The organism is Flavimaricola marinus, assembly GCF_900184895.1.
GTDB lineage: Bacteria > Pseudomonadota > Alphaproteobacteria > Rhodobacterales > Rhodobacteraceae > Flavimaricola > Flavimaricola marinus.
In genome coordinates this window covers 211,048-234,130 of sequence record NZ_FXZK01000002.1, presented here as the reverse complement: position 1 = coordinate 234,130, position 23,083 = coordinate 211,048, and the positions used below count along the sequence as shown (strand labels likewise).

Genomic DNA, 23,083 nt, shown 5'->3' with positions numbered 1-23,083 from the left:
GTTCGGGCGAAGGCTCCTAGCGGCCCCGCCAGATCCAGCCGCCGCCCAGAACGCGACTATCGTCGGGTGCGTAGAATACGCAGGCTTGACCGGGTGACACGCCTTCTTCGGCGACCATGAGTTCCACCTCGGCCTCGGTCTGCGAGATCGGTCTGAGGATGGCCGGAATAGGCGGTCGCGTCGACCGAACCTTTACCGCGATCTCGCGCTCGGCCATGTCCGTCAGCCCATCGTCTCCCAGCCAGTTGACTTCGCGCAACGGAACACGACGCGTCGCCAGCATTTCCTTGGGGCCGACCACGACCTGACGTTTGTCGACGTCGAGTTTCACGACATACAACGGATCGGCCAAACCGCCGATCCCAAGCCCGCGTCGTTGTCCGATCGTGTAGTGGATTACACCCTTGTGCACGCCCAAGACATGCCCGTTCGGATCGACGATCTCGCCCGGTTCGGCCGCACCGGGGCGCAGCTTTTCGATCACGGCAGCATAGTTGCCGTTGGGGACAAAGCAGATGTCTTGGCTATCCGGCTTGTCCGCGACGGACAAACCGTAACGCTGCGCCAGTGCGCGCGTCTCGGCCTTTGAATGGAGGTGCCCAAGGGGGAAGCGCAGATAGTCCAGCTGCTCCTTGGTCGTAGAGAACAGAAAATAGGACTGGTCCCGAGCGGCATCTGCGGCCTGGTGGAGTTCTGCTCCGAGGTCGCCCATCTTGCGCTGGATGTAGTGCCCCGTCGCCATGCAATCGGCATCCAGATCCCGCGCGGTGTTGAGCAGGTCCTTGAATTTGACCCTTTCGTTGCAACGGATGCAGGGAACAGGCGTTGCACCGGCCAGATAACTGTCGGCGAATTCGTCGATCACCGCCTCGCGAAAGGTGTTTTCATAATCGAGGACGTAATGTGGGAAACCCATGGTTTCGGCCACACGCCGTGCATCGTGGATATCTCGCCCGGCGCAACACGCGCCTTTCTTGGCCAGAGCGGCACCGTGATCATACAATTGAAGTGTGACGCCGACGACGTCATAACCTTCTTCGGCCAATTGCGCGGCGACGACGGAGCTGTCGACGCCACCGGACATGGCCACGACAACCCGGGTTTCCGAAGGCGGCTTGGGCAGGCCGAGCGAATTGAGCGCAGGGTCGAGGGGCATGATCTATCCGATTGGGCAATGGTTCGAAACTGTGGCGAAGCTGTGTCTGAAGGCCGCCAATTCCTATGGAATATAGGCAAATGCACTGCACTCTCAACCCCCGGTTTCACCGGTCCTTAATTCCCCAAAGTCACATATGACCCTGCACTATATCACGAGGGGTGAGACATGTATTTACGCAAGATTGACGGGCCGAGGTCTGTCACACTATCCGATGGAACGATCATGACGCGCGCCGATCTGCCGGCGCCGGATACGACACGCTGGGTGGCATCACGCAAGGCGGCAGTGGTCCGCGCAGTAAGCGCCGGTCTCATTTCACGTGACGCTGCTCTTGCAACCTATGGACTGTCCGAAGACGAGTTCGACGCCTGGCGTTCCGCTGTCGAGACACACGGAGAGGCCGCTCTGCGCGCCACCGCCCTGCAAAGGTATAGACAACCCTAGGTGGTGTGCACTATCGTCGGTCCTGTTATTGGATGGTTAACCATTCCGAGTCACAACATGTTTAGGGAATTGAATCGGAGACTTGGAATGCGGATTTTGCTGGTAGAAGACGATCCCACGACGTCGAGGAGCATCGAAATGATGCTGACGCACGCGAACCTCAACGTCTATGCGACCAATATGGGCGAGGAGGGGATCGATCTCGCAAAGTTATATGACTATGACCTCATCCTTCTGGACCTGTACCTGCCGGATATGAACGGTCATGACGTGCTGCGCCAGTTGCGCCTTGCCCGGATTGATACGCCGATCCTCATTCTTTCGGGGGAAGACGGCACCGAGAGCAAGATCAAGGGATTTGGTTTCGGCGCCGACGACTACCTGACGAAGCCATTTCACCGCGAAGAACTGGTGGCGCGGATCCACGCGATCATTCGTCGATCGAAGGGTCATGCTCAGTCGATCATCCGCACTGGCAGGATTTCGGTGAACCTCGACGCCAAGACCGTCGAAGTCGGCGGCAGCCCCGTGCATCTGACGGGCAAGGAATATCAAATGCTCGAATTGCTGAGCCTTCGTAAGGGCACGACCCTGACCAAGGAGATGTTCCTCAACCACCTGTATGGCGGGATGGACGAACCCGAACTCAAGATCATCGACGTTTTCATTTGCAAGTTGCGCAAGAAGTTGAGTCAGGCCACCGGGGGCGAGAATTACATCGAAACCGTGTGGGGACGCGGCTATGTGTTGCGAGAAGGTGAACGTGAGTCCGACGATGAGGAGCGGCTTGCGATCGGCGCTTGATGCGCACTGGACACTTTCCTTGGACACCACTCACGGTCAGTCTTTTCAAGGGATGTCCTCCGTGTTCCGCCCATAATTCGCCAAGGCGAACTCTTGCTTCGTTTGATTGCGGAATGTCTTCTGGAAGGGTTTTGCGGCCACTCCACTAGACGAGTCCCCTAGGGCCTCCTAGAACCGAGTGAGGGGCAAGCTGGGCCCTGTCAGTTGGTGGAGCGACGGGATTGAGCCAAAGCAAGATAGAATCGGTGACGTCCAAGCCGGTCGACGAACTCTCTGCATCGGAAGCGGAGAGTGCGTTGCGGGATTTGGCCGGGCTCTTGGCGGATGCGAACAGGGCCTATCATACGGCTGATGATCCGATCATCACTGATGCCGACTACGATCTCCTTAAGCGCTACAACTCGGCCGTCGAAGCGCGCTTCCCCGATCTTCGTCGCAAAGATAGTCCGTCCGATCAAATCGGTTCCGCTCCATCTGAAGCCTTTGGAAAAGTCCGGCATCAAGTAAGGATGTTGAGCCTCTCTAATGCCTTTGACGAGGAGGATGTCACGGAGTTCGACACCCGCATCCGACGGTTCCTTTCGCTCCCCGACGACGTCGCGCTGAGATACACCGCCGAGCCCAAGATCGATGGGCTCTCGTTGTCATTGCGGTATGAAAACGGGCGGTTGGTTCAGGCCGCCACCCGCGGCGATGGGGAGACCGGCGAAAACGTCACCGCCAACGCGCTGACGATCGACGACATTCCGGAACGACTGGAAGGCGCTCCCGAGGTCCTCGAGGTGCGTGGTGAAGTCTATATGAGCCATTCGGATTTTGCGGCATTGAACCAGCGGCAAGAGGCATCGGGCGGCAAGGCTTTCGCCAATCCGCGCAACGCGGCCGCGGGTTCTCTGCGGCAGCTCGATGCATCGGTCACAGAGTCGCGGCCACTCAGGTTTTTCGCCTATGCCTGGGGCGAGATCACCGAACCCTTGGCTGAAACGCAGTCCGCTGCCATCGACAGATTGCAGTCACTGGGATTTCAGACGAATCCGTTGACCAAGGTCTGCGACGGGCCCGAGGCGTTGATGCAGGCCCACGCCGAAATAGAGACGCTTCGCGCGGAATTGCCGTATGACATCGATGGTGTCGTCTACAAAGTCGATGACCTCGGCCTGCAGGCCCGACTTGGGTTTCGCTCCACCACGCCGCGTTGGGCAATCGCACATAAATTCTCCGCCAAACTCGCTTGGACGCGGCTCGAACGTATCGAACTACAGGTCGGTCGGACCGGGGCCTTGTCACCGGTCGCACGCCTCGCTCCGGTGACGGTCGGCGGCGTCGTCGTATCAAATGCAACATTGCACAACGAGGACTACATCGCCGGTCGGGATTCCAAGGGTAACGAGATACGCGAGGGCCGGGATATCCGGGAGGGGGACTGGGTTCAGGTCTACCGCGCAGGCGACGTCATACCCAAGATTGCCGATGTCGACCTGTCCAAACGCTCGACCGATTCCGAACCATATGTCTTTCCGGATATCTGCCCGGAATGCGGCTCACCCGCGATCCGGGAGCCCGGCGATGCGGTCCGGCGGTGCACGGGCGGATTGATCTGCCCCGCGCAGGCCATCGAAAAGCTCAAGCATTTCGTCGGTCGTTCTGCATTTGATATCGACGGCCTCGGCGCGAAACAGATCGAAATGTTCTATGCGGACGATCAGCTGCCGGTGCGCGAACCCGCGGACATTTTCACGTTGGCCAAACGGGATGCGTCAAATGTGTCAAAGCTTGAGAACCGCGAAGGGTTTGGCAAGACGAGCGTGAAGAACCTCTTTCAATCGATTGAGGACAAGCGAAGAATACCGTTTCAGCGTGTTCTCTTTTCTTTGGGCATCCGCCATGTGGGAGAGGCCGCAGCTGGCCTAGTGGCCGCCCACTTCCATCGATGGGAGGACCTCGCGGCCGCGATGACGGCAGCAGAGATTGGAGAGGGGCCGGTTTGGACCGATCTTCTGGACGTGGATGGAATCGGGGCGGTAATGGCGACCTCTCTCATCTCGGCGTTTCAGAACCCGGCCGAGCGAGCGTCGATTGATCGATTGATCGCGGAACTGGATGTCGTGCCGATGGAGCGTCCGGATCTGGGCGATAGTCCCATCGCGGGCAAGACGCTCGTGTTTACGGGAACGCTGGAGCAGATGAGCCGGGCCGAGGCGAAGGCCCGTGCGGAAGCCTTGGGCGCAAAGGTTGCGGGGTCGGTGAGTGCCAAGACCGATCTGCTCGTGGCGGGCCCCGGCGCCGGTTCCAAAGCGAAAAAGGCGGCCGAATTGGGCGTAGAGGTTATCGACGAAGCCGGGTGGCTGACCCTCATCGGTGCGACCTAGTGTCCGGCGGCCGCCCAGAACTGCTCTGGCCGCTCTTCGGCGGTTTGTCCACACTCGATGGCATTGGTCCGAAGACAGAGGCAATTCTTGTCTCCGCCGGGATCGAGAAGCCCCGGGATATGCTTTTTACGCTTCCCTATTCCGGGATCGACCGTCAACGGCGTGACAGCATCGCTGATGCGGTGGCGCCTGCAGTCGTGACCGTTGCCGTGACGGTTGTGGCTCATCAGCCAAACGCCATCAAGGGCCGCCCGTATCGCGTAACGGTCGAGGATTCCGAGACATCGTTTCAGATCGTGTTCTTTCACGCCCGCGGCGATTACTTGAAGAAATTGCTGCCGGTGGGACAACGCAGAGTAATTTCCGGCAAGATCGAATTGTTTGATGGCGTGGCACAGATGGTCCACCCCGATCACATTCTGACCGAGGATCAGGCAGGCACCATTCCGGCCTATGAGCCTGTGTATCCTTTGCATGGTGGCATCTCGCAAAAGCTCATGGCGCGAGCAACGAAGAGCGCCGTGGGCATGGCTCCCGAATTGACCGAGTGGATCGATCCGGCGTTGAAGGTTCGTGAAACATGGCCGGATTGGCATGACGCTGTCGCAATGGCGCATACCCCGAAGTCGATATCGGATCTGGCACCGACAAGCCCTGCGCGGCAACGGCTTGCCTATGACGAGGTCTTTGCCCACCAGCTGACTTTGGCCCTGGCACGTGCCAAGTCCCGCCGCGGGAAGGGCCGTGCAAGCCAAGGCACGGGGACGCTTCAGGCCCGCGCTTTGCAGTCATTGCCGTATGAGCCAACCGGCGCACAGAAAAGGGCGGTCGCGGAGATCACCGCGGATCTCGCACAGCCGGTTCGCATGAACCGTCTCCTCCAGGGGGATGTTGGATCTGGCAAGACCTTGGTTGCGTTGCTGGCCCTATTGGTTGCCGTAGAGGCGGGCGGGCAGGGGGTCATGATGGCGCCGACCGAGATCCTTGCGCGACAGCACCTGGAAGGTCTGCAGCCCTTGGCCGAAAGCGCCGGTGTCGTGCTGGAGCTTCTTACCGGTCGCGACAAGGGGGCGGACCGAGCGTCCAAGCTCGCTGCATTGGCGTCGGGGGATATCCAGATACTTGTCGGAACCCACGCCGTATTTCAAAAAGACGTCGTATTTCACGACCTTCGACTGGCGGTTGTCGATGAGCAGCATCGCTTCGGTGTGGCGCAAAGACTGGAGCTTGGGGCCAAGGGAGAAGCCGTCGACGTGTTGGTGATGACCGCGACACCGATCCCGCGATCGCTCAGTCTGGCGCAGTACGGTGATATGGACGTGTCGATCCTCGACGAGAAACCCCCCGGGCGCACGCCCGTCCAGACGGCTCTTGTGGCCACTTCGCGGATCGACGAGGTCATCACGAAGCTCAAAGCTGCAGTGTCCTATGGGCGCCAGTGCTATTGGGTATGTCCGCTTGTGGAAGAGAGCGAGGTCAGTGACATGACCGCCGCCGAAGAGCGATTCAAGAGACTGAGAGCCGCTTTCGGTGAGGGGATTGTGGGGCTGGTGCACGGCCAGTTGCCTCCCGCCGAAAAGGACCGGGCCATGGCGAGCTTTGCGGCCGGCGAAACCAAGGTTCTTGTCGCGACCACCGTGATCGAAGTCGGGGTCAACGTCCCCAATGCGTCGATCATGGTCATCGAGCGGGCCGAGAGCTTTGGCCTCGCGCAGCTTCACCAATTGCGCGGGCGGGTTGGTCGAGGGGCCGCGCAGTCCACCTGTCTCATGCTCTATCAGAACCCCCTCAGTGAAACGGGCCGCAGACGCTTGGAAATACTTCGCGAGACAGAGGACGGGTTTCGTATCGCCGAAGAAGACCTGGCCATGCGCGGTGCAGGCGATGTGATCGGGACCGCGCAATCGGGACTACCTAGATTTCGGATTGCCGACCTCGAACGCCAAGCAAGCCTGATGGCCTTGGCCCAGAGTGACGCGCGGAAGCTCCTTGCGGAAGATCACAGCCTCGAAACGCCGCGGGGACGCGCCGCGAGGGTTCTGTTGTGGCTGATGGAACAGGACAGAGCGATCCGTTTGATTTCAGTCGGTTAGCCAAGTCTATCCCCGAAAGTTCACATTTGTTCTCATTTAGTTCTTTACAGGTGGTTAATGATATGAGAACAAAGGGGCAACAAATCGAGGGAGACACCACATGGCCAAGGAAATCAAATCTGTCATTTTGCGTTCCCGCGACACGATTGTCGCCGACGCTTTGGGTGTTGCTGCCTTGATTGTGATCTTGATGGGGGGGCTTGTCCTACCTGGATTGATCTGACGTTTTCTGCCCGGCGTCTCGCACCGCTGACCATCGCCGCCTGTCCCGGCCGCGCTTTAGGATTTGCCTGTCCGACCTTTCCACGGGGGTGCCTCCCCGAAGAAAGGACCCCAGCGGGTCCCATGTGAGAACGCTCTTTCCTCCGCCGCCATCCCATCGGATGTGCGGCGGTTTTTTTTGGCTGCGGCGTCTTCGGGTCAGGCGCAGTTGCTCGATGCGACCTGTGAAAGGGCTTCGAGCGTCGCATCGAAGGCCAGCATGATGGACGCGTGCCGATTCTTGTAGTCCCGGGCCGGTTCGAGCACCTCGAAGTCGCCGAAGGGAGCACCCGGCACATCGCCGCCTTCTTTCAACATCGCATAGAGCTGATCGCGCCCCTTTTTCACCTCTGCCGGTGTAAGGCCAACGATGTTTGCTCCGACGATGGCGGCTGAGGCCTGACCAAGCGCGCAAGCTTTGACGTCTTGGCCATAATCGGTGATGACGCCGTCAGACAGCGCGACATCCACTGTCACGGTCGACCCACATAGGGGCGAGCGCCTTTTTGCAGTCGCGTCGGGCGCCGCAAGCCTTGCAGTCCGTGGCATGTCTGCGGCAAGGCCGAGTATGCGGGCAGAGTAGAGCTTTATCAGATCGGTATCGTTGGCCATGCGGTTTGCCCTTCAGACGTCTGTTCTTTACATAGGCGCGAGTGCTCTCGATGCAAAAGGTTTTTCAGCATGACGTTCGATCCATCGACCCTGACATTCGATGCCGCAGGCTTGATCCCTGCGATTGCGCAAGACGATGAGACGGGTGAAGTCCTGATGATGGCTTGGATGAACGCCGAAGCCGTCGAGAAGACTTTGGCGACCGGTCGTGTCACCTATTGGTCGCGGTCGCGCCAGTCGTTTTGGGTAAAGGGCGAGACGTCGGGCAATATTCAGGAACTGACGGAGTTGCGGCTGGATTGCGACCGCGATTGCCTGTTGGTGAAAGTTCGCCAAACCGGACCGGCATGTCACACCGGTCGCCGGACCTGCTTTTACACGGCGATCAAGGACGGTGCCGAGCATGAGGTCGTCACTCTCTGACGCAAGCGATTTCGGAAACCGATTTGTATCATCGGCGATCAGAGACCGACAAGCGCCCTGATGTTCTGGGGGGTGAGACCCTCTCGACGATAGAGGCTTAGCGCTCTGGCGTCGTCGCGCTTTGCCAAGCGCCGGCCATTCTCATCGCGGATCAATCGGTGGTGATGATAGACCGGGGTCGGATACCCGAGCAGTGTTTGCAGCAGAACGTGGATTTGCGTCGCTTCGAACAAGTCTGCGCCGCGGACCACATGCGTGATGTTCTGAAAGGCGTCATCCACGACAACAGAGAGGTGGTATGAGGTGCCGAAGTCGCGTCGCGCCACGACGATGTCGCCCACGGTTTCCAGCATGGATATTGCTGACACGTTGTGATTTCCGGGGTTCTGGGCGCCGGTATCCTGGAATTCGATACTTTCGAGGCCGTTGAGCGCCCGTGACATGTCCAACCTCATGGCACCGTCGGGCAGGGGGCCGGTTCGCGCTTTTCCGCGGCATGTGCCGGGATAGATCACGCCGTCCGGCCCGGTTCGTGCGCCTTCTTGCGGGGCCGATGCCGCCTCGTAGATATCACGGCGCGTGCATGTGCAGGGATAGAGTAGCCCTCTTTCCCACAGCAACTCGAGCGCAGATCGATAGGCAGGAATTCGGTCAGACTGACGGAGCACGGGCGTGGGCCAATTGATCCCCAACCAGTGCAAATCGTCCTCGATCTGGCGTTCCCATTCCGGACGAGACCGGCTTTGATCGATATCCTCGATCCGCAGGAGTAAGGCTCCTCCTTCCTCTCTGGCCATGTCCGACGCCAGCAACGCGGAATACGCGTGTCCGAGGTGAAGCGGCCCGGTGGGCGAGGGAGCGAAACGCGTGATCACTCGGCCGCGAGCGAAGATTGGGGGGCAAGCCAGGTTTGCCAATCCTCTTTGGCCCGATCGGTATAGCCCTTGTAGCGGTCCTTGCGACCGCGCCGCCCGCCACGCACCCCGTCAAGCGGCGGAAAGAGACCGAAATTGACATTCATCGGCTGAAACGTCTTTGCCTCGGCTCCGCCGGTTATGTGATGAACGAGCGCGCCCATCGCGGACGTTCTTGGGACTTCGGGCAAGGTTTCGCCCTTGATTTCGGCAGCGGCCATGCGGCCCGCCAAGAGCCCCATCGCGGCGGATTCCACGTAGCCTTCGACACCGGTGATTTGCCCCGCAAAGCGAATGTGGGGTTTGGATTTTAGACGCATCTGTTCGTCCAGCAGGGTCGGCGAGTTCAGGAAGGTGTTGCGATGGATGCCGCCCAAACGCGCGAACTTCGCAACATGCAAGCCCGGAATCATCCTCAGAACATGGGCTTGCGCACCATACTTCATCTTGGTCTGAAAGCCGACGATGTTGAACAATGTGCCCAAAGCGTTGTCGCGGCGAAGCTGGACGACGGCATATGGCTTGTTGGCTGGATCGTGGGCGTTGGTCAGTCCGACCGGCTTCATCGGCCCGAAGCGCAAGGTCTCGCGGCCGCGCTCGGCCATGACCTCGATCGGCAGGCAACCGTCAAAGTATCCGGCGGTTTCGCCTTCCTTGAACTCGGCCTTTTCGGCGGCGAGCAGCGCGTCGATGAAAGCCTCATACTGATCTTTTGTCATCGGACAGTTGAGGTAGGCGGTTCGCTCCTCTTCGGTTTCGCCTTTGTCGTAGCGCGATTGCATCCAAGCGACGTTCATGTCGATGCTGTCGAAATAGACGATCGGCGCGATAGCGTCGAAGAAGGCGAGTGCATCAGCACCCGTCTCTTCTTGCACTGCCTGTGCCAATGCGCCCGAGGTCAGAGGACCTGTTGCAATGATCCAATGTCCGTTGTCCGGCAGGGCGGTGATTTCCTCGTAAGATACCGTCACCAACGGGTGCGCCTTGAGCGCAGCGGTGACGCTCTCCGCGAACGGGTCCCGGTCAACCGCCAGAGCGCCACCCGCCGGTAGCCGGTGCTTTGTTGCCATGTCCATGATCAGGCCGCCAGCGGCGCGCATTTCCCAATGAAGGAGGCCGACGGCATTCTGCTCGCTATCGTCGGAGCGGAACGAGTTCGAGCAGACCATTTCGGCCAGATTTCCGGTCCGATGTGCAAAGGTTTCCACTTTTGGCCGCATCTCGTGGATCACTACGGGAACGCCGAGTTGCGCGGCCTGCCAAGCGGCTTCGGATCCGGCCATGCCGCCGCCGATGATGTGCAATGTTTGTGTCATGCGATTGACTTAGGCTAGCTGCATCGGTTTTGCAAAGCCCTCAATGTCGGATTTGCGCCAATTGCATCTGCCACGGGTCGGTGTCGAACATCGTGTCGCTGCCGGGTCTATCCAGTGAAAGCGAAAGGCCGGCGGTTATTCCGCCCGATACATCACCATTCACGGAATGACCGGAGAGCCCGGCAAAGAGGGAATGGCTCGTGTTGAGCCGATGCCGTAGGCCAATGGTCGCACCTGTGGTTTCGGTCGAATAGTCGTCGCTGAGAGACCAGATCCCGTCAGCATAGATCGCCCAATCGTCACTGATGTCGACATCGCCACCCAAGCCGATCGCAAAGAAATCTCCGGCCTCGGGGTTGGTCGAATACCGATGCAACATCCCGCGCACAGATGCCGTGGCGGTCAGGTTCTGCTCCATCGCGACGGTCACAAAGAATGCGCCGTCCGGGCCGTTGTGGACAAGCCCACCTCGGGTATCGACTGTACCGCCGGCGTCGGAATACCGAATCCGAAGCCCCCAAACGAGGTCTGCGCCGGCTAGAGCGGGGTCATTCCACGATTGCAGTTCTGCCCCGATCCGCCAGCGGCGGCCGATATTGCGAAACCCAATCACATGCAGGTCCGTCAGATCGTCGGAGCCATAGGTCGCTCCGAACTGCACGCCGGTTTGCCCAAAGAGCATCAAGGCATCGCCATGGACCCGAAACGGCGAGAACGTCGTTTCCCCTGCAAAGGCTCCGAACTGGAGGGTGGCTCGGCCACCGTCCAATTCCAGAGCAGAACCCGATGCGGGGTGCCCGGCCACGCACAACGCCAGCAAGACTGCACGCATATCAGGCTTCTGCCGGACCGTCCGCCGCATCGCCGTCGCTCGCGATGTCTTCGGCTTCCGTTTCAGCAATCCATGCCACACTGACGACGACTTCGCTCTTGGCCGTGTTGAAGACCTTGACGCCACCGGCGCCGCGCGACCGGAACGATATACCGTCGACCGGAACACGGATCGACTGACCCGCAGACGTGACGAGCATGATCTGATCGCTCATCTCGACGGGGAAGGAGGAAACCAACGGCCCACCGCGCATCGCCTTGTCCATGGCCGTCACGCCTTGGCCGCCGCGGCTTCGCACCGGGTAGTCGTGGCTCGAAGAAAGCTTGCCCGATCCCTTGGCCGTGATCGTGAGAATCAGGTTTTCGGCCGCGGACATCTCGGCATAGCGTTCTGTGCTGATTGCACCGGCGATGGCATCTTCGTCTTCTTCGCTGTCGGATTCGGCGTCGTCTGCCAGGCCGGCCATGGCGCGGCGCATCTTGAGATAGCCCGCGCGCTCTTCGGCCGTCGCATCGAAATGCCGAATGATGGACATCGACACAACCGTATCGTTTTCCTTGAGCCGGATACCTCGCACCCCGACAGAAGCCCTGCTGTTGAACACGCGCACATCCGTGGACGGGAAGCGTATCGCCCGCCCGAGCGCGGTCACCAGCATGACGTCGTCCTCCGGCGACGCGATGCGAGCGTTGATCAGCTGCATCCCTTCGTTTTCACCTTCGAACTTCATAGCGATCTTGCCGGCCCGGTTCACATTGGTGAAATCGGACAGCTTGTTGCGCCGCACGGTGCCGGCATCGGTGGCAAAGACGACCTGCAGGTCGTCCCAATCCTCTTCCGGACGATCGACCGGCATGATCGCCGCGACCGACACTCCGTTCGGAATGGGCAGGATATTGACGATTGCCTTACCCTTGGCTGTTCTCGATCCTTGGGGGAGGCGCCACGTCTTGAGCTTGTAGGCCATCCCATCGGTGGTGAAGAACAGCAACTGGGTATGCGTATTGGCCACGAACAGGGTGGTGACGACGTCTTCTTCTTTGGTGGCCATCGACGACAATCCCTTGCCGCCACGTCGCTGCGCACGGAAATCGACCAGGGGCGTGCGCTTGATGTAGCCGCCCGACGTGACCGTCACGACCATATCCTCGCGTTCGATCAGGTCTTCGTCTTCCATATCGCCAGACCAGTCGACGATTTCCGTTCGACGTGGCACGGCAAAGAGGGATTTCACTTCGTTCAATTCGTCCCGGATGATTTGCATGATCCGATCACGAGAGCCGAGGATCTCAAGGTACTCGCGGATCTTGCCTGCGAGCTCCTGTAACTCATCGGTGACTTCCTTGACCCCGATCTGGGTCAGCCGCTGCAGCCGCAGCTCGAGGATCGCTCGGGCCTGCGTCTCTGACAGATTATAGGTGCCGTCATCGTTTGCGGTATGGGTCGGGTCGTCGATCAGCTTGATGTATTCAAGGATGTCGTGGGCCGGCCAACGGCGGGTCATGAGTTTTTCACGCGCTTCGGCTGCGTCGGCCGAGGCGCGGATGGTGCGCACGATTTCGTCCACATTCGAGACGGCCACCGCGAGGCCACAAAGAATATGGCTGCGTTCGCGCGCCTTGCGCAGCTCGTACGCGGTCCGACGTGCGACGACGTCTTCGCGGAAATCCACGAAATTGGTCAGGAAGGACCGAAGGGTCAATTGCTCTGGCCGGCCGCCATTCAGTGCCAGCATGTTGCAGCCGAAATAGGTCTGCATCGGTGTGAAACGGAACAGTTGGTTGAGGACGACCTCCGCTGTCGCGTCCCGTTTCAGTTCGATCACGACGCGCACTCCGTTGCGGTCGGATTCGTCCTGAACGTGGGCGATGCCCTCGATCCGCTTTTCGCGGGCGGCCTCGGCGATCTTGTCGATCATCGTCGCCTTGTTCACCTGATAGGGAATTTCGCTGACGATGATGGCGTAGCGATCCTTGCGAAGCTCCTCGACGAAGGTCTTGGCACGCATGACAACCGAGCCGCGGCCTTCCAGATAGGCTTTGCGGGCACCGGACCGGCCCAACATGATCCCACCCGTCGGGAAATCGGGGCCGGGGACATATTCGATCAGTGCTTCGGATGAAAGGTCGGGATCGTCGATCAATGCCAGTGTGGCGTCGATCACCTCGCCCAGATTATGCGGCGGGATATTCGTGGCCATACCGACGGCAATGCCGCCAGCACCGTTGACCAGCATGTTTGGAAAGCGTGCCGGCAGCACGGATGGCTCACGGTCTTTTCCGTCGTAGTTGTCCTGGAAATCGACGGTTTCCTTGTCGATATCGGCCAACAGATAGGCGGCAGGCTTGTCCATCCGCACTTCGGTATATCGCATGGCAGCGGGATTATCGCCGTCCATCGAGCCGAAGTTTCCTTGACCGTCCAGAAGCGGCAGCGACATCGAAAAGTCCTGCGCCATCCGCGCCAGGGCTTCGTAGATCGCGCTGTCACCATGAGGGTGATACTTACCCATCACGTCTCCGACCGGCCGCGCCGATTTGCGGTAGGGTTTGTCGTGAGTGTTGCCGACTTCGTGCATCGCATAGAGGATGCGCCTGTGAACCGGCTTCAGACCATCTCGCAGATCCGGGATGGCGCGACTGACGATCACGCTCATCGCGTAATCGAGGTAGGACGTCTTCATCTCGTCGATGATCGACACGCTCGGTCCGGTATAAGCCGACTTCGGCGCGCTGTTTTCGTCGTCGTTTTCAGGTGGTTCGGGGGTATCGCTCACGAGTGCCGCCTTGCTGGTGCTGGAACTATATGTTGTTGAGCGAAGTCATATCAGACGCGAAGGCTGGGGTGCAATGGCATAAGGGCCGCGAGCGGCCTCTTAGGCCCAATCTGGGACCCCCAGATTGAGCCTTTGTGCCATTTGTCGGACAGGCCGGCGGTCAAACCGGTCCTGTTGGCGTCAGGCGAGCCGCACACCTTGGACCGTGACTGCCTGCACGGGACAAAGATGACTTGACGGCAAATCAGCGCACTGAGTTGGCCTTGTCTCAGGCGGCACGCATCAACATGCCGAACAGATCGCGTGAATCGTCTGGGTCTGCGACCAGATCCAGATCGGTGTAGAAGCCTGCATCGAGCGCTATGGCGTGCACCAGCCTCAATGCCGAGAAATCCTCGATCGCAAAACCGACGCTGTCAAAAAGCGTTATCTGACTTTGAGAGGTGCGCCCGTCTTCCGTGCCGGAAAGCACTTTCCAGAGCTCTGTGACCCCGTGATCCGGGTCGAGCTGCTGGATCTCTCCTTCGATCCGGGTCTGCGGTGGATACTCCACAAAGATCGACGACCTCAGTAAGATGTCGCGATGCAGTTCCGTCTTTCCCGGACTATCGCCACCGACCGCGTTCAAATGGACACCGGCACCAACCATATTGTCCGACAGGACGGTCGAGTTCTTTTTGTCGGCGGTCGCGGTCGTGATGATCTGTGCCCCTTCGATCGCCTCTTCGGCGCTTTGGCAAACCGTGACGGTCAAACCATGTCCCTGCAGATTCCGTGCGCATTTGCGCGTGGCCGCCGGGTCGATGTCATAGAGCCGCACCGTTGAGATGCCGACGATTTCCGCCATTGCCAAGGACTGAAATTCGGATTGGGCGCCGTTGCCGATCACGGCCATCGTGTGCGCACCTTTGGGTGCAAGATGCTTTGCTGCAAGCGCGGACATGGCCGCCGTGCGCAGCGCCGTAAGAACGGTCATCTCGGACAGCAGCACCGGATAGCCCGTGGCAACATCGGCCAGCAACCCGAAGGCGGTGACCGTTTGCAGACCTTCGGCCGCGTTCTTTGGATGGCCGTTAACGTACTTGAAGCCATAGAAATCGCCGTCTGACGTCGGCATCAGTTCGATCACGCCGACATCCGAATGGGACGGCACCCGTGCTGTCTTGTCAAAGGTTTCCCAACGCAGGAAATCGCTTTCGATGGCGTCGGCAAGCTGGACAAGCATTTTGCGCAGACCGACGTGATGGACGAGACGCATCATATTCTCGACGCTGACAAACGGCACCATGGCCAGACGGGAGGGGGCGGAACTTGTCATGCGAAACTCCTTGTCGGTCGGTCGAAAATACGGCGCCCCAGAAGCGATGCGGTCAGGTCGACCATGAGAGATGCGGTGCGCCCCCGATCGTCGAGAAACGGGTTCAGCTCGACCAGATCAAGCGACGTGACCAGTCCGCTGTCGCAAAGCATTTCCATGACGAGATGGCCTTCTCGGACGGTCGCGCCGCCGGGCACGGTCGTCCCGACTGCCGGTGCGACGGAGGGATCGAGGAAGTCCACGTCGAGCGAAACGTGCAGCATACCATTGGCGGCTTCGACCCGCTCGAGGAATGCGGCGAGGGGGCTACGGATGCCGACTTCGTCGATCATCCGCATGTCAACCAGCGTCATGTCGAGATCTTCAAGGGCCGCTTTCTCGGCGGAATCAACGGATCTGAGACCGATCATGCACACGTTTTCCGTCGGCACCTTGGAGGTGATCTCGGGGAAACCGTCAAAGCCATCCCGGCCGGTGACATATGCAACCGGGGTTCCGTGCAGATTGCCGCTGTCGGAACTGACCGGCGTATGGAAATCACTGTGCGCATCGAGCCAAAGCACAAAGAGCGGCCGATCCGCGGCGGCGGCGTGCTGGGCCATCCCCGAGACGGTGCCCAAGGCAAGCGCATGATCGCCGCCAAGGAATATGGGCAACCCTGCGGGCGCAAGTTCGAGTGCGGCGTTGCTCAGTGTCCGGGTCCAGCCGATATTCTCGGCCAAAGCGTGAACTTTTGCGTCTGGAGATGCCGGGAGCTCGACAGGTGTTGCGCTGAGATTGCCGACATCTGTCACGTCATGACCGAGGTTCGTCAACGCTTCGGCCAAGCCGGCGGTGCGATAGGCGTCAGGGCCCATTAAGCAACCGCGTCTGCGTTTTCCGCAATCGACGGGCGCTCCGATAAGGATGATGTTTTGCTGTGTCATGGCGGTATCTTCTATTCGATACGCGGATGGTGCCAGCCCTCAAATTGTGCGAAAAGAGTGCGGACTGCTCAAATTGGAGAGCCGCTATGGACGATTTGGATCAAAGACTGATCGCGGCACTTCGCCGGGACGGGCGCGCCGCATTGTCGGACCTTGCCTCTGACCTCGGGGTGACGCGCACGACCGTCCGCAGCCGGATGGCCCGGCTGATCGACAGTGGTGAGATCGTCGGATTTTCGGTGCAGACCCGATCGGATGTCGTTGCGCATCCGGTCCGAGGGTTGATGATGCTGGAGATCGAAGGTCGGGGGACAGAGCGGATCATGTCCCGCCTGACCGGAATGAGCGAGATCCAGGCCGTGCATTCCACAAACGGGACGTGGGACCTGATCGTCGAAATAGGTGCTCAGACGCTCGAAGCGTTTGACGCGGTTCTCTTCGCGATCCGCAGGCTGGACGGTATCACGCGCAGTGAAACCAGCCTGCTCCTCTCGACCCGCAAAAGCGTCAGTCGCGCTGCAGTGCGGCCTTGATCCAGAATACGACGAGGATGGCGGAAAAGAGCGCATTCCAGGACGCCATGGACAGCGTCAGAAACTCCCAGCTGACCTGATCGCAGAGGACCAGAGCCGGCGCGTCGAGGGAAAGGAGATCACCTCCGTCCAAAGTTCCCAGGCCGGAGCCGGTGCCGGTGCAAGAGGCCGGCCCTTCCCACCATCCGCGCTCGACGCCGGTATGGTAGACGCCGATCCCCGAGGTGATGGCCGCAGCCAACGCTCCGAGCCAGGCCAAGGCACGCCAACCCAGAACCAGTGCAAGCAGCCCGATGACGATCGCAGCCGCGTGAGGCCACCGCTGCCAGAGGCACATCGCGCAAGGTGCATATCCCAGCAACTGAAAGACGAACGCCCCGCCCAGAAGAGCAGCTGAGCCGCCTGCGGCCAAAAGCAGGTACTTTTGATGGGTCATAGAAACCTCAGGATGTAGAAGCCGCCGAGCAGCAGCAGAATAAAGACGACAAAGACGAGACCCAGCCGTCGTTCGATGAATGCACGCACCGGTGCGCCGAAATACCAGAGCAGCCCCGCCACGACATAGAAGCGGAGGCCCCGCGCTATGATAGATGTGACGAGGAAGGTCATGATCGGCAAGCCGGTCCACCCTGACATGATCGTGATAACCTTGTAGGGCAGGGGCGTTACCCCCGCGATCAGGACAGGCCAGAAGCCGAGATCGTTGAAGCGGGTGTTGAATTCGGCCATCGAGTCGGCCTTGCCAAGGCTGGTCAGGATCGGTTCTCCGATGCTGTCGAAAGCAAATGCGCCGATAGCGTAACCCAAGAGCCCGCCCAAGACCGAAGCGACCAAAGCGATACCTGCGATCAGAAAAGCCCGGTTCGGACGCGCAAGGATCATCGGGATCATCAACAGGTCGGGTGGAATGGGAAAGAACGAGGATTCGACAAACGCCACAACGGCAAGCGCCCAGAGCGCGTAGGACGTGCTGGCCAGTCCAATCGTCCAGTCATAGAACCTGCGGAGCATGTCGACCTACCTCGTTTATGGTGGTGTCATAGGCCACGACGCCGTGCCGCGGTCAACCGCAATTGCCTCACATACGCTGTGCGATTTTCGGCCGGATGTCGGGCGCATAGCTATTGAGCAATAAATGCCCTCCGAACCGGCTTTGACTTTATTGACGCCGCTTACGACTACCGATAGAGCAGTCTCGCTGGCCGGTGTGGCGGAACGGTAGACGCAGCGGATTCAAAATCCGCCGATGGTAACATCGTGAGAGTTCGATTCTCTCCACCGGCACCAGCAAATCCAAAAAGTCCTGCCAAATCCATCGCTTGTCGGCTGCAAGTTCTCGCGAGAGCCACTGTCAATTGCGGCGAAACCGCCTTTATCCGTCCGATTCGTTCGGCCATTGTTTTTTGTTTTGGAACCAATCCGTTGAAGTCTTAAGGATTGGTTCCTGAACTTGATGCCAAACGGTTCGAACTTCGCTGAGACTATGGCGACCTTAAGGAGTGGTTAAGGCTACGCGACGGAACAGCCTCGGGAAACAATCAGCCGATCGAACTGTGCGGATTCGACCTGAAATCGTAACTGACTGAGGTAATTGTGCGTTCAGTGTCCCCGGATGGGAAACAGTAGCGGCCTCCTGCCCCAACGTAAGGCGCGGCAAAATCAAGGCAGATCCGGTCAATTTGGGCAGGGTGGAGAAAATCCGAACACTTTTCCCTTTGTTTGCCGAAAACCTGACGATATCCATTAGGAGCCCAACTGGGGGGCATTCGGGCCGTTGGGGCGGCCTTCTCTACGGTTCTACCGGAAGAGTAATGAGTGATGTCTGCAAAATGGAGCGCCTGCTCTTATAGCGGATAAAATGCATGGTGGGCCGAGTGTCGGCTTGTCACGTGCGTCGGTGCGCCCGTTTGCAGCGGGTGTCCACGTGCGTCCAAGCCGCCCATACGGTTTTGCGCTGCCTGTCTGCTGGGCGTTAAGGAGTGATGATTATGGACGGAACGGTCGAAGGTACAATCAAGGGTGACATCATCAATGCAGATTACGCAGGTGATGTTGAAGGGGATCGCATCGATGCAGCGGATGCGATCGATCCTGCGGCAGGTCCGAACGATGATCTGGTCGTCGCGGGGCCAGGAAACGATCAGGTCTATTCCGGCGAGGGCAACGATGTTGTCTATGGCGGTCTGGATGATGACGAAATCCTCGGCGGCAACGGCGACGACACTCTCTATGGCGATGAAGGCCAAGACCTACTGCGCGGCGAAGCAGGCAATGACGTCCTCTACGGCGGTGCCGGCATGGACACGCTCAAGGGGCATGAAGGCGACGATTACCTCGATGGCGGCGATGGCGCCGATGTCATGGGTGGCGGTGCCGACCGGGATACATTCGTGGTCACCGCCGGCGATGAGGTCGACGGCGGGTTCGAAGGCGACGACTTCGACGTCCTCGATTTGAGCAATGTCGGACCCTACCGCTTGGAGGGACTGACCCCCGACGCAAATGGCAATGGCTACGACGGGACCGTCGTTCTGCTGGATGCCGACGGCAACCCGACTGGCGAGACGATCGTCTTCAAGGAAATCGAGTCGTTCATCGACGCCCAGAACCAGGATCCTGTGGCTCTGGACGACACGGCGACCACGCCGGAAGACACATCTGTGACCATCGACGTGCTCGGTAACGATTCCGATCCGCAGGGCCAGCCCCTGACCGTGACCGAAGCGACCGCGCCCAATGGCACCGTCACCATCAATTCCGATGGAACACTGGAATACACGCCCGATCCCGATTTCAACGGCCCAGATGAGATCACCTACACGGTGACCGATCCGGACGGGAACACCGCGACAGCCACGGTTGCGGTCAACGTCACCCCCGTGAACGACCCGCCGGTGGCCGTTGATGATCCGGAAGTTCTGATCGACGAAGGCGAGACCATCACCATTGCGGTTCTCGGCAATGACAGCGATCCCGACGGCGATCCGCTGACGGTTACGGGGGCTGTCGCTCTGAACGGAACTGTCGGCATCAATGCAGACGGCACGTTGGAATACACGCCAAATGACGGCTATTTCGGGCCCGATGAAATCACCTATACCATCAGCGACGGAAACGGTGGCACCGATTCCGCGATCGTTCCCATCGTTGTAGCCGAGCTTCCGCCGGTCCTTGACGGCACCGTCAGCGGCACGGCCGGCAACGACATCATCGACGTCAACTACACCGGCGACCCCGATGGCGATATGGTCGACAACAACGACGCGCTCCTGCCGGGCGAAGTCGGCAACGATGATCTCATCTACGCCTACGACGGCAACGACGTGATCCTTGCCGGTGACGGCGACGATGAGATCTACGGCCAGGACGGCGACGACAGCATTCTCGCCGGCACCGGTAGCGACATCGTCTACGGCGGCGAGGGCAATGACGTCATCGATACCAGCGATGGTGGTGTCGGCCTTTTCGACAACCCGTATCCGCCGCTTGGGGTCGATCCGTTCCCAGAGGACGACATCGATAGCGTCTGGGGCGGTGCCGGGGATGATACCATCCGCACCGGCGACGATGCCGATTACATCAATGCCGATGGCGGCAATGATACGATCGATGCGGGCATCGACAACGATTACATCCTTGCCGGTCGCGGTGACGATTATGTCGTCGGTGGCGAGGGATCGGATACGATCTACGGCGGCGACGGCGACGACATCATCATGGGCGGCCTGGATCCGCGTTTCCCCGACGCTTTGAACATCCCGGATGTGGACGGCGATCTGGTCATCAACAACGGTCAGGATACGATCTTTGGTGGTGCGGGCAACGACATCATCATGGGCCAGGACGACGACGACACGATCTATGCCGGTAGCGGCGATGACAGTGTCGACGGCGGGGTGGACGACGATCTGATCTGGGGTCAGACCGGCAACGACATTTTGGACGGCGGTCAGGGCGACGACACGATCTATGGTGGCGCTGGCAATGACGTGATCACGGGAGGTGACGGTAACGACACCCTTTATGGCAACGACGACCGTGACCTCTTCATCGGCGGAAACGGCGGAGATGTCGTCGACGGCGGCGCGGGAGGCGACGACTTCGATACTCTCGATCTGACCGGAATGGACGTCGATTTCATCACCTACACGTCGGCAGACCGGGAAGACGGTATCGTCACCTTCCTCGACGGTTCGACCATGTCCTTCCGCGAAATCGAGAATGTCATCCCGTGCTTTACGCCCGGAACAACGATTGCCACGCCTCGCGGTGAACGACTTGTGGAAGAGCTTCGCGAAGGCGACCGCATCATCACACGAGACAACGGCATTCAGGAAATCCGTTGGGTTGGCGAAAAAGTGATGTCTGGCAAGGCTTTGGTCGGTTCGCCTCATCTGCGCCCGATCATGATCAAGGCGGGTTCCCTGGGCAATGGCTTGCCCGAGCGCGATATGCTTGTGTCCCCGAACCACCGGGTATTGGTGGCAAACGACCGGACTCAGCTGTACTTTGAAGAGAGCGAAGTTCTGGCGGCAGCCAAGCACTTGGTCGGCACTCAGGGAATTCATGAAGTCGAAGTGATGAGCACCACATACATCCACTTCATGTTTGATCGCCACGAGGTGGTGTTGTCGAATGGTGCCTGGACCGAAAGCTTCCAGCCCGGTGACTACAGCCTGAAAGGCCTTGGCAACAGCCAGCGGAACGAGATTTTCGAACTCTTCCCCGAGCTGAAATCCAAGACCGGCCTTGAAGGCTATCAGGCGGCACGCAAGTCGCTGAAGAAGCACGAAGCCCGCCTTTTGGTGCGGTAAACGAATGCAGCTGCACTCTGGGGAGCGCCCCGGAGACGCAAGGGAACGGGGGGTCATCTGGCCCCCCGTTTTCTGTTGAAATCAGCGTGGAAAAAGCATCGGTCTGCCGTCGGTATCGCGGCGGTCTGGTTTTCGGCAAGGACATCGGCGATAGTCCGGTCGATCCATCGAAAGAGGCTGGCATGCTGACCCAAATTGCCGAGGACATCTGGACCGTCAGCGGCCCCGAGATAACGGCGGCACTCGGCTTTCACTATCCCACCCGGATGGCCGTTATCCGGCTCCGCGATGGCAGCTTGTTTATCTGGTCGCCGGTTGCGCTGTCAGACGATCTGGCAAAGTCGGTGGATCGGCTCGGCCCTGTCCAACATATCTTGGCGCCGAATTCGCTGCACCACATGTCGATCCCGGACTGGGCGAGCGTCTATCCGGAGGCCACCCTCTATGCCGCCCCGAAACTGGCCGCCAAGCGACCCGACATCCGCTTCGATCAAGAGATCGGAACCGGGACACCGCCCACTTGGGCCGACGAAATCGCCTTTGTGATCGTCGAGGGCAATGCGATCACCACCGAGGTGGTTCTGTTTCACCGCAAGAGCGGGACGGTTCTCGTCACCGATCTGATCCAACAGATGCCGCAGGGATGGTATTCCGGGTGGCGCGCGATCGTGGCGAAGCTGGACCTTATGGTCGCCAGCGAACCGACGGTGCCGCGCAAGTTCCGGATGGCGTTCAAGAACAAGCCTGCAGCGCGCAAGGCCGTTGCGGAAATACTGGAGTGGCCTGCCGAAGCCGTCTTGATGGCGCATGCGCCGCCGGTGAGGTCCGACGCGCGGGCCTTTCTCAAGCGGGCATTCGACTGGCTGATGCCCTAGTCCTGCTCGGCCCGCCACTCCGCCCATTCTTCGGGCGTGTCGAGGTCGCGCGTTGCGTGATCGCCGGGCAGGGCGAGCGTACGCATTTTGGACTTGTGCGCGCGGACGACGCGCTTGGCGCCTTCGTCACCGGACAACATGGCGAAGTCTGGCCGCAGGCGGGCGTCAAAGACGACGGGGTGCCCAAGATTCCCACTTGCCGCGGTCGCGACGATGATGCCGCCGGCTTGAGGCACAGCCTCGGCCATTGTGGCGAAATCCTCCGTGGTCAGACCCGGTAGGTCCGCGGCAAGCACCATGAACCGAGAACAGGGCGGCAAGGCCGCGACTCCGTCGCGCAACGTGCCGCCCATCCCTTCGGAGGATCCCGGCAGGAACAGCGGATGGTGGGCGACACCGTCAAGAACTTCGACACGGGGTTGGTCCGGTGCGGGCAGCGCCACCCAGACGTCAAGACCGGCTGCGCCGGCCGCCCTGACCTGACGGCGCAGCAGGGGCTCGCCATCAATGATCTCGAGCAGTTTGTCACGGCCACGCATACGCGACGATTCACCGGCGGCGAGGATCAGAATGGGTATCATGGCGCGAGCATGACCCAAGCCCGCGACAGTGAA

The 23,083-nt window shown here is 59.8% G+C and carries 20 protein-coding genes and 1 tRNA gene; 10 read left to right on the top strand and 11 right to left on the bottom strand.

What is annotated here, in order from left to right; genetic code table 11:
• Positions 1–16: 16 nt before the first annotated feature.
• Positions 17–1,156 carry a tRNA 2-thiouridine(34) synthase MnmA gene (gene mnmA, locus LOM8899_RS07965; protein WP_093991675.1) on the bottom strand — a complete coding sequence of 380 codons (1,140 nt, stop codon included), beginning with the start codon at positions 1,154–1,156 and terminating at the stop codon, positions 17–19.
• A gap of 168 nt (positions 1,157–1,324) precedes the next feature.
• Between mnmA and sciP the strand changes: the two genes are divergently transcribed.
• The 5 genes from sciP (at position 1,325) to LOM8899_RS23850 (ending at position 7,092) form a co-directional block, all read left to right on the top strand.
• Entirely contained in the window at positions 1,325–1,603 is a 279-nt protein-coding gene (gene sciP, locus LOM8899_RS07960) for a CtrA inhibitor SciP (RefSeq protein ID WP_093991674.1), read from the top strand.
• A gap of 87 nt (positions 1,604–1,690) precedes the next feature.
• Complete coding sequence (gene ctrA / locus LOM8899_RS07955) at positions 1,691–2,407, top strand: response regulator transcription factor CtrA (protein WP_093991673.1); 717 nt, start codon at positions 1,691–1,693, stop codon at positions 2,405–2,407.
• A 245-nt stretch (positions 2,408–2,652) separates the two neighbouring features.
• A complete protein-coding gene (ligA, locus tag LOM8899_RS07950) occupies positions 2,653–4,776 on the top strand; it encodes an NAD-dependent DNA ligase LigA (RefSeq protein ID WP_093991867.1) in 2,124 nt (707 codons plus the stop codon).
• Positions 4,776–6,869 carry an ATP-dependent DNA helicase RecG gene (recG, locus tag LOM8899_RS07945; protein WP_245820485.1) on the top strand — a complete coding sequence of 698 codons (2,094 nt, stop codon included), beginning with the start codon at positions 4,776–4,778 and terminating at the stop codon, positions 6,867–6,869. The genes ligA and recG overlap by 1 nt, the downstream gene beginning before the upstream one ends.
• A gap of 100 nt (positions 6,870–6,969) precedes the next feature.
• Positions 6,970–7,092: a hypothetical protein gene (locus LOM8899_RS23850; protein WP_281253207.1), complete on the top strand. Its 123-nt coding sequence runs from the start codon at positions 6,970–6,972 to the stop codon at positions 7,090–7,092.
• A gap of 197 nt (positions 7,093–7,289) precedes the next feature.
• On the opposite strand, the gene LOM8899_RS07940 is transcribed toward LOM8899_RS23850, so the two are convergent.
• Positions 7,290–7,742 (bottom strand): iron-sulfur cluster assembly scaffold protein, encoded by a 453-nt coding sequence (locus LOM8899_RS07940; protein ID WP_093991672.1) that lies wholly within the window; start codon positions 7,740–7,742, stop codon positions 7,290–7,292.
• Positions 7,743–7,811: 69 nt separating this feature from the next.
• Here LOM8899_RS07940 and hisI point away from each other — a divergent pair, with 69 nt between their 5' ends.
• On the top strand, positions 7,812–8,165 hold the full coding sequence (gene hisI, locus LOM8899_RS07935; protein ID WP_093991671.1) for a phosphoribosyl-AMP cyclohydrolase: 354 nt from the start codon (positions 7,812–7,814) through the stop codon (positions 8,163–8,165).
• A gap of 38 nt (positions 8,166–8,203) precedes the next feature.
• Here the strand turns inward: hisI and gluQRS are convergent, their stop codons facing one another.
• The 6 genes from gluQRS to rocF all read right to left on the bottom strand — a co-directional run bounded on the left by gluQRS (position 8,204) and on the right by rocF (position 16,247).
• Positions 8,204–9,040 (bottom strand): tRNA glutamyl-Q(34) synthetase GluQRS, encoded by an 837-nt coding sequence (gene gluQRS, locus LOM8899_RS07930; RefSeq protein ID WP_093991670.1) that lies wholly within the window; start codon positions 9,038–9,040, stop codon positions 8,204–8,206.
• Complete coding sequence (gene trmFO, locus LOM8899_RS07925; RefSeq protein WP_093991669.1) at positions 9,037–10,395, bottom strand: methylenetetrahydrofolate--tRNA-(uracil(54)-C(5))-methyltransferase (FADH(2)-oxidizing) TrmFO; 1,359 nt, start codon at positions 10,393–10,395, stop codon at positions 9,037–9,039. The genes gluQRS and trmFO overlap by 4 nt, the downstream gene beginning before the upstream one ends.
• A 40-nt stretch (positions 10,396–10,435) precedes the next feature.
• Entirely contained in the window at positions 10,436–11,227 is a 792-nt protein-coding gene (locus tag LOM8899_RS07920) for a hypothetical protein (RefSeq protein WP_133064992.1), read from the bottom strand.
• 1 nt (position 11,228) lies between these two features.
• Entirely contained in the window at positions 11,229–14,003 is a 2,775-nt protein-coding gene (gene gyrA / locus LOM8899_RS07915; RefSeq protein WP_093991667.1) for a DNA gyrase subunit A, read from the bottom strand.
• A 268-nt stretch (positions 14,004–14,271) separates the two neighbouring features.
• On the bottom strand, positions 14,272–15,321 hold the full coding sequence (gene ocd, locus LOM8899_RS07910) for an ornithine cyclodeaminase (RefSeq protein WP_093991666.1): 1,050 nt from the start codon (positions 15,319–15,321) through the stop codon (positions 14,272–14,274).
• Positions 15,318–16,247 (bottom strand): arginase, encoded by a 930-nt coding sequence (gene rocF, locus LOM8899_RS07905; RefSeq protein ID WP_093991665.1) that lies wholly within the window; start codon positions 16,245–16,247, stop codon positions 15,318–15,320. The genes ocd and rocF overlap by 4 nt, the downstream gene beginning before the upstream one ends.
• Before the next feature lie 86 nt (positions 16,248–16,333).
• Here rocF and LOM8899_RS07900 point away from each other — a divergent pair, with 86 nt between their 5' ends.
• Entirely contained in the window at positions 16,334–16,780 is a 447-nt protein-coding gene (locus tag LOM8899_RS07900) for an Lrp/AsnC family transcriptional regulator (RefSeq protein ID WP_093991664.1), read from the top strand.
• On the opposite strand, the gene LOM8899_RS07895 is transcribed toward LOM8899_RS07900, so the two are convergent.
• Positions 16,755–17,216 carry a disulfide bond formation protein B gene (locus LOM8899_RS07895; protein WP_093991663.1) on the bottom strand — a complete coding sequence of 154 codons (462 nt, stop codon included), beginning with the start codon at positions 17,214–17,216 and terminating at the stop codon, positions 16,755–16,757. The genes LOM8899_RS07900 and LOM8899_RS07895 overlap by 26 nt on opposite strands.
• Entirely contained in the window at positions 17,213–17,791 is a 579-nt protein-coding gene (locus LOM8899_RS07890) for a YqaA family protein (protein ID WP_093991662.1), read from the bottom strand. Before LOM8899_RS07890 ends, LOM8899_RS07895 begins: the two co-directional genes overlap by 4 nt.
• A 190-nt stretch (positions 17,792–17,981) precedes the next feature.
• Here LOM8899_RS07890 and LOM8899_RS07885 point away from each other — a divergent pair.
• From LOM8899_RS07885 to LOM8899_RS07875, 3 genes are all read left to right on the top strand, one after another.
• Positions 17,982–18,067 (top strand) — tRNA-Leu (locus tag LOM8899_RS07885).
• A 701-nt stretch (positions 18,068–18,768) separates the two neighbouring features.
• Positions 18,769–21,594 carry a Hint domain-containing protein gene (locus LOM8899_RS07880; protein WP_093991865.1) on the top strand — a complete coding sequence of 942 codons (2,826 nt, stop codon included), beginning with the start codon at positions 18,769–18,771 and terminating at the stop codon, positions 21,592–21,594.
• A 182-nt stretch (positions 21,595–21,776) separates the two neighbouring features.
• On the top strand, positions 21,777–22,469 hold the full coding sequence (locus tag LOM8899_RS07875) for a DUF4336 domain-containing protein (protein WP_093991864.1): 693 nt from the start codon (positions 21,777–21,779) through the stop codon (positions 22,467–22,469).
• Here LOM8899_RS07875 and LOM8899_RS07870 read toward each other — a convergent pair.
• Entirely contained in the window at positions 22,466–23,050 is a 585-nt protein-coding gene (locus LOM8899_RS07870) for a nucleotidyltransferase family protein (protein WP_093991661.1), read from the bottom strand. The two genes, LOM8899_RS07875 and LOM8899_RS07870, sit on opposite strands and share 4 nt — an antisense overlap.
• Positions 23,051–23,083 lie beyond the last annotated feature (33 nt).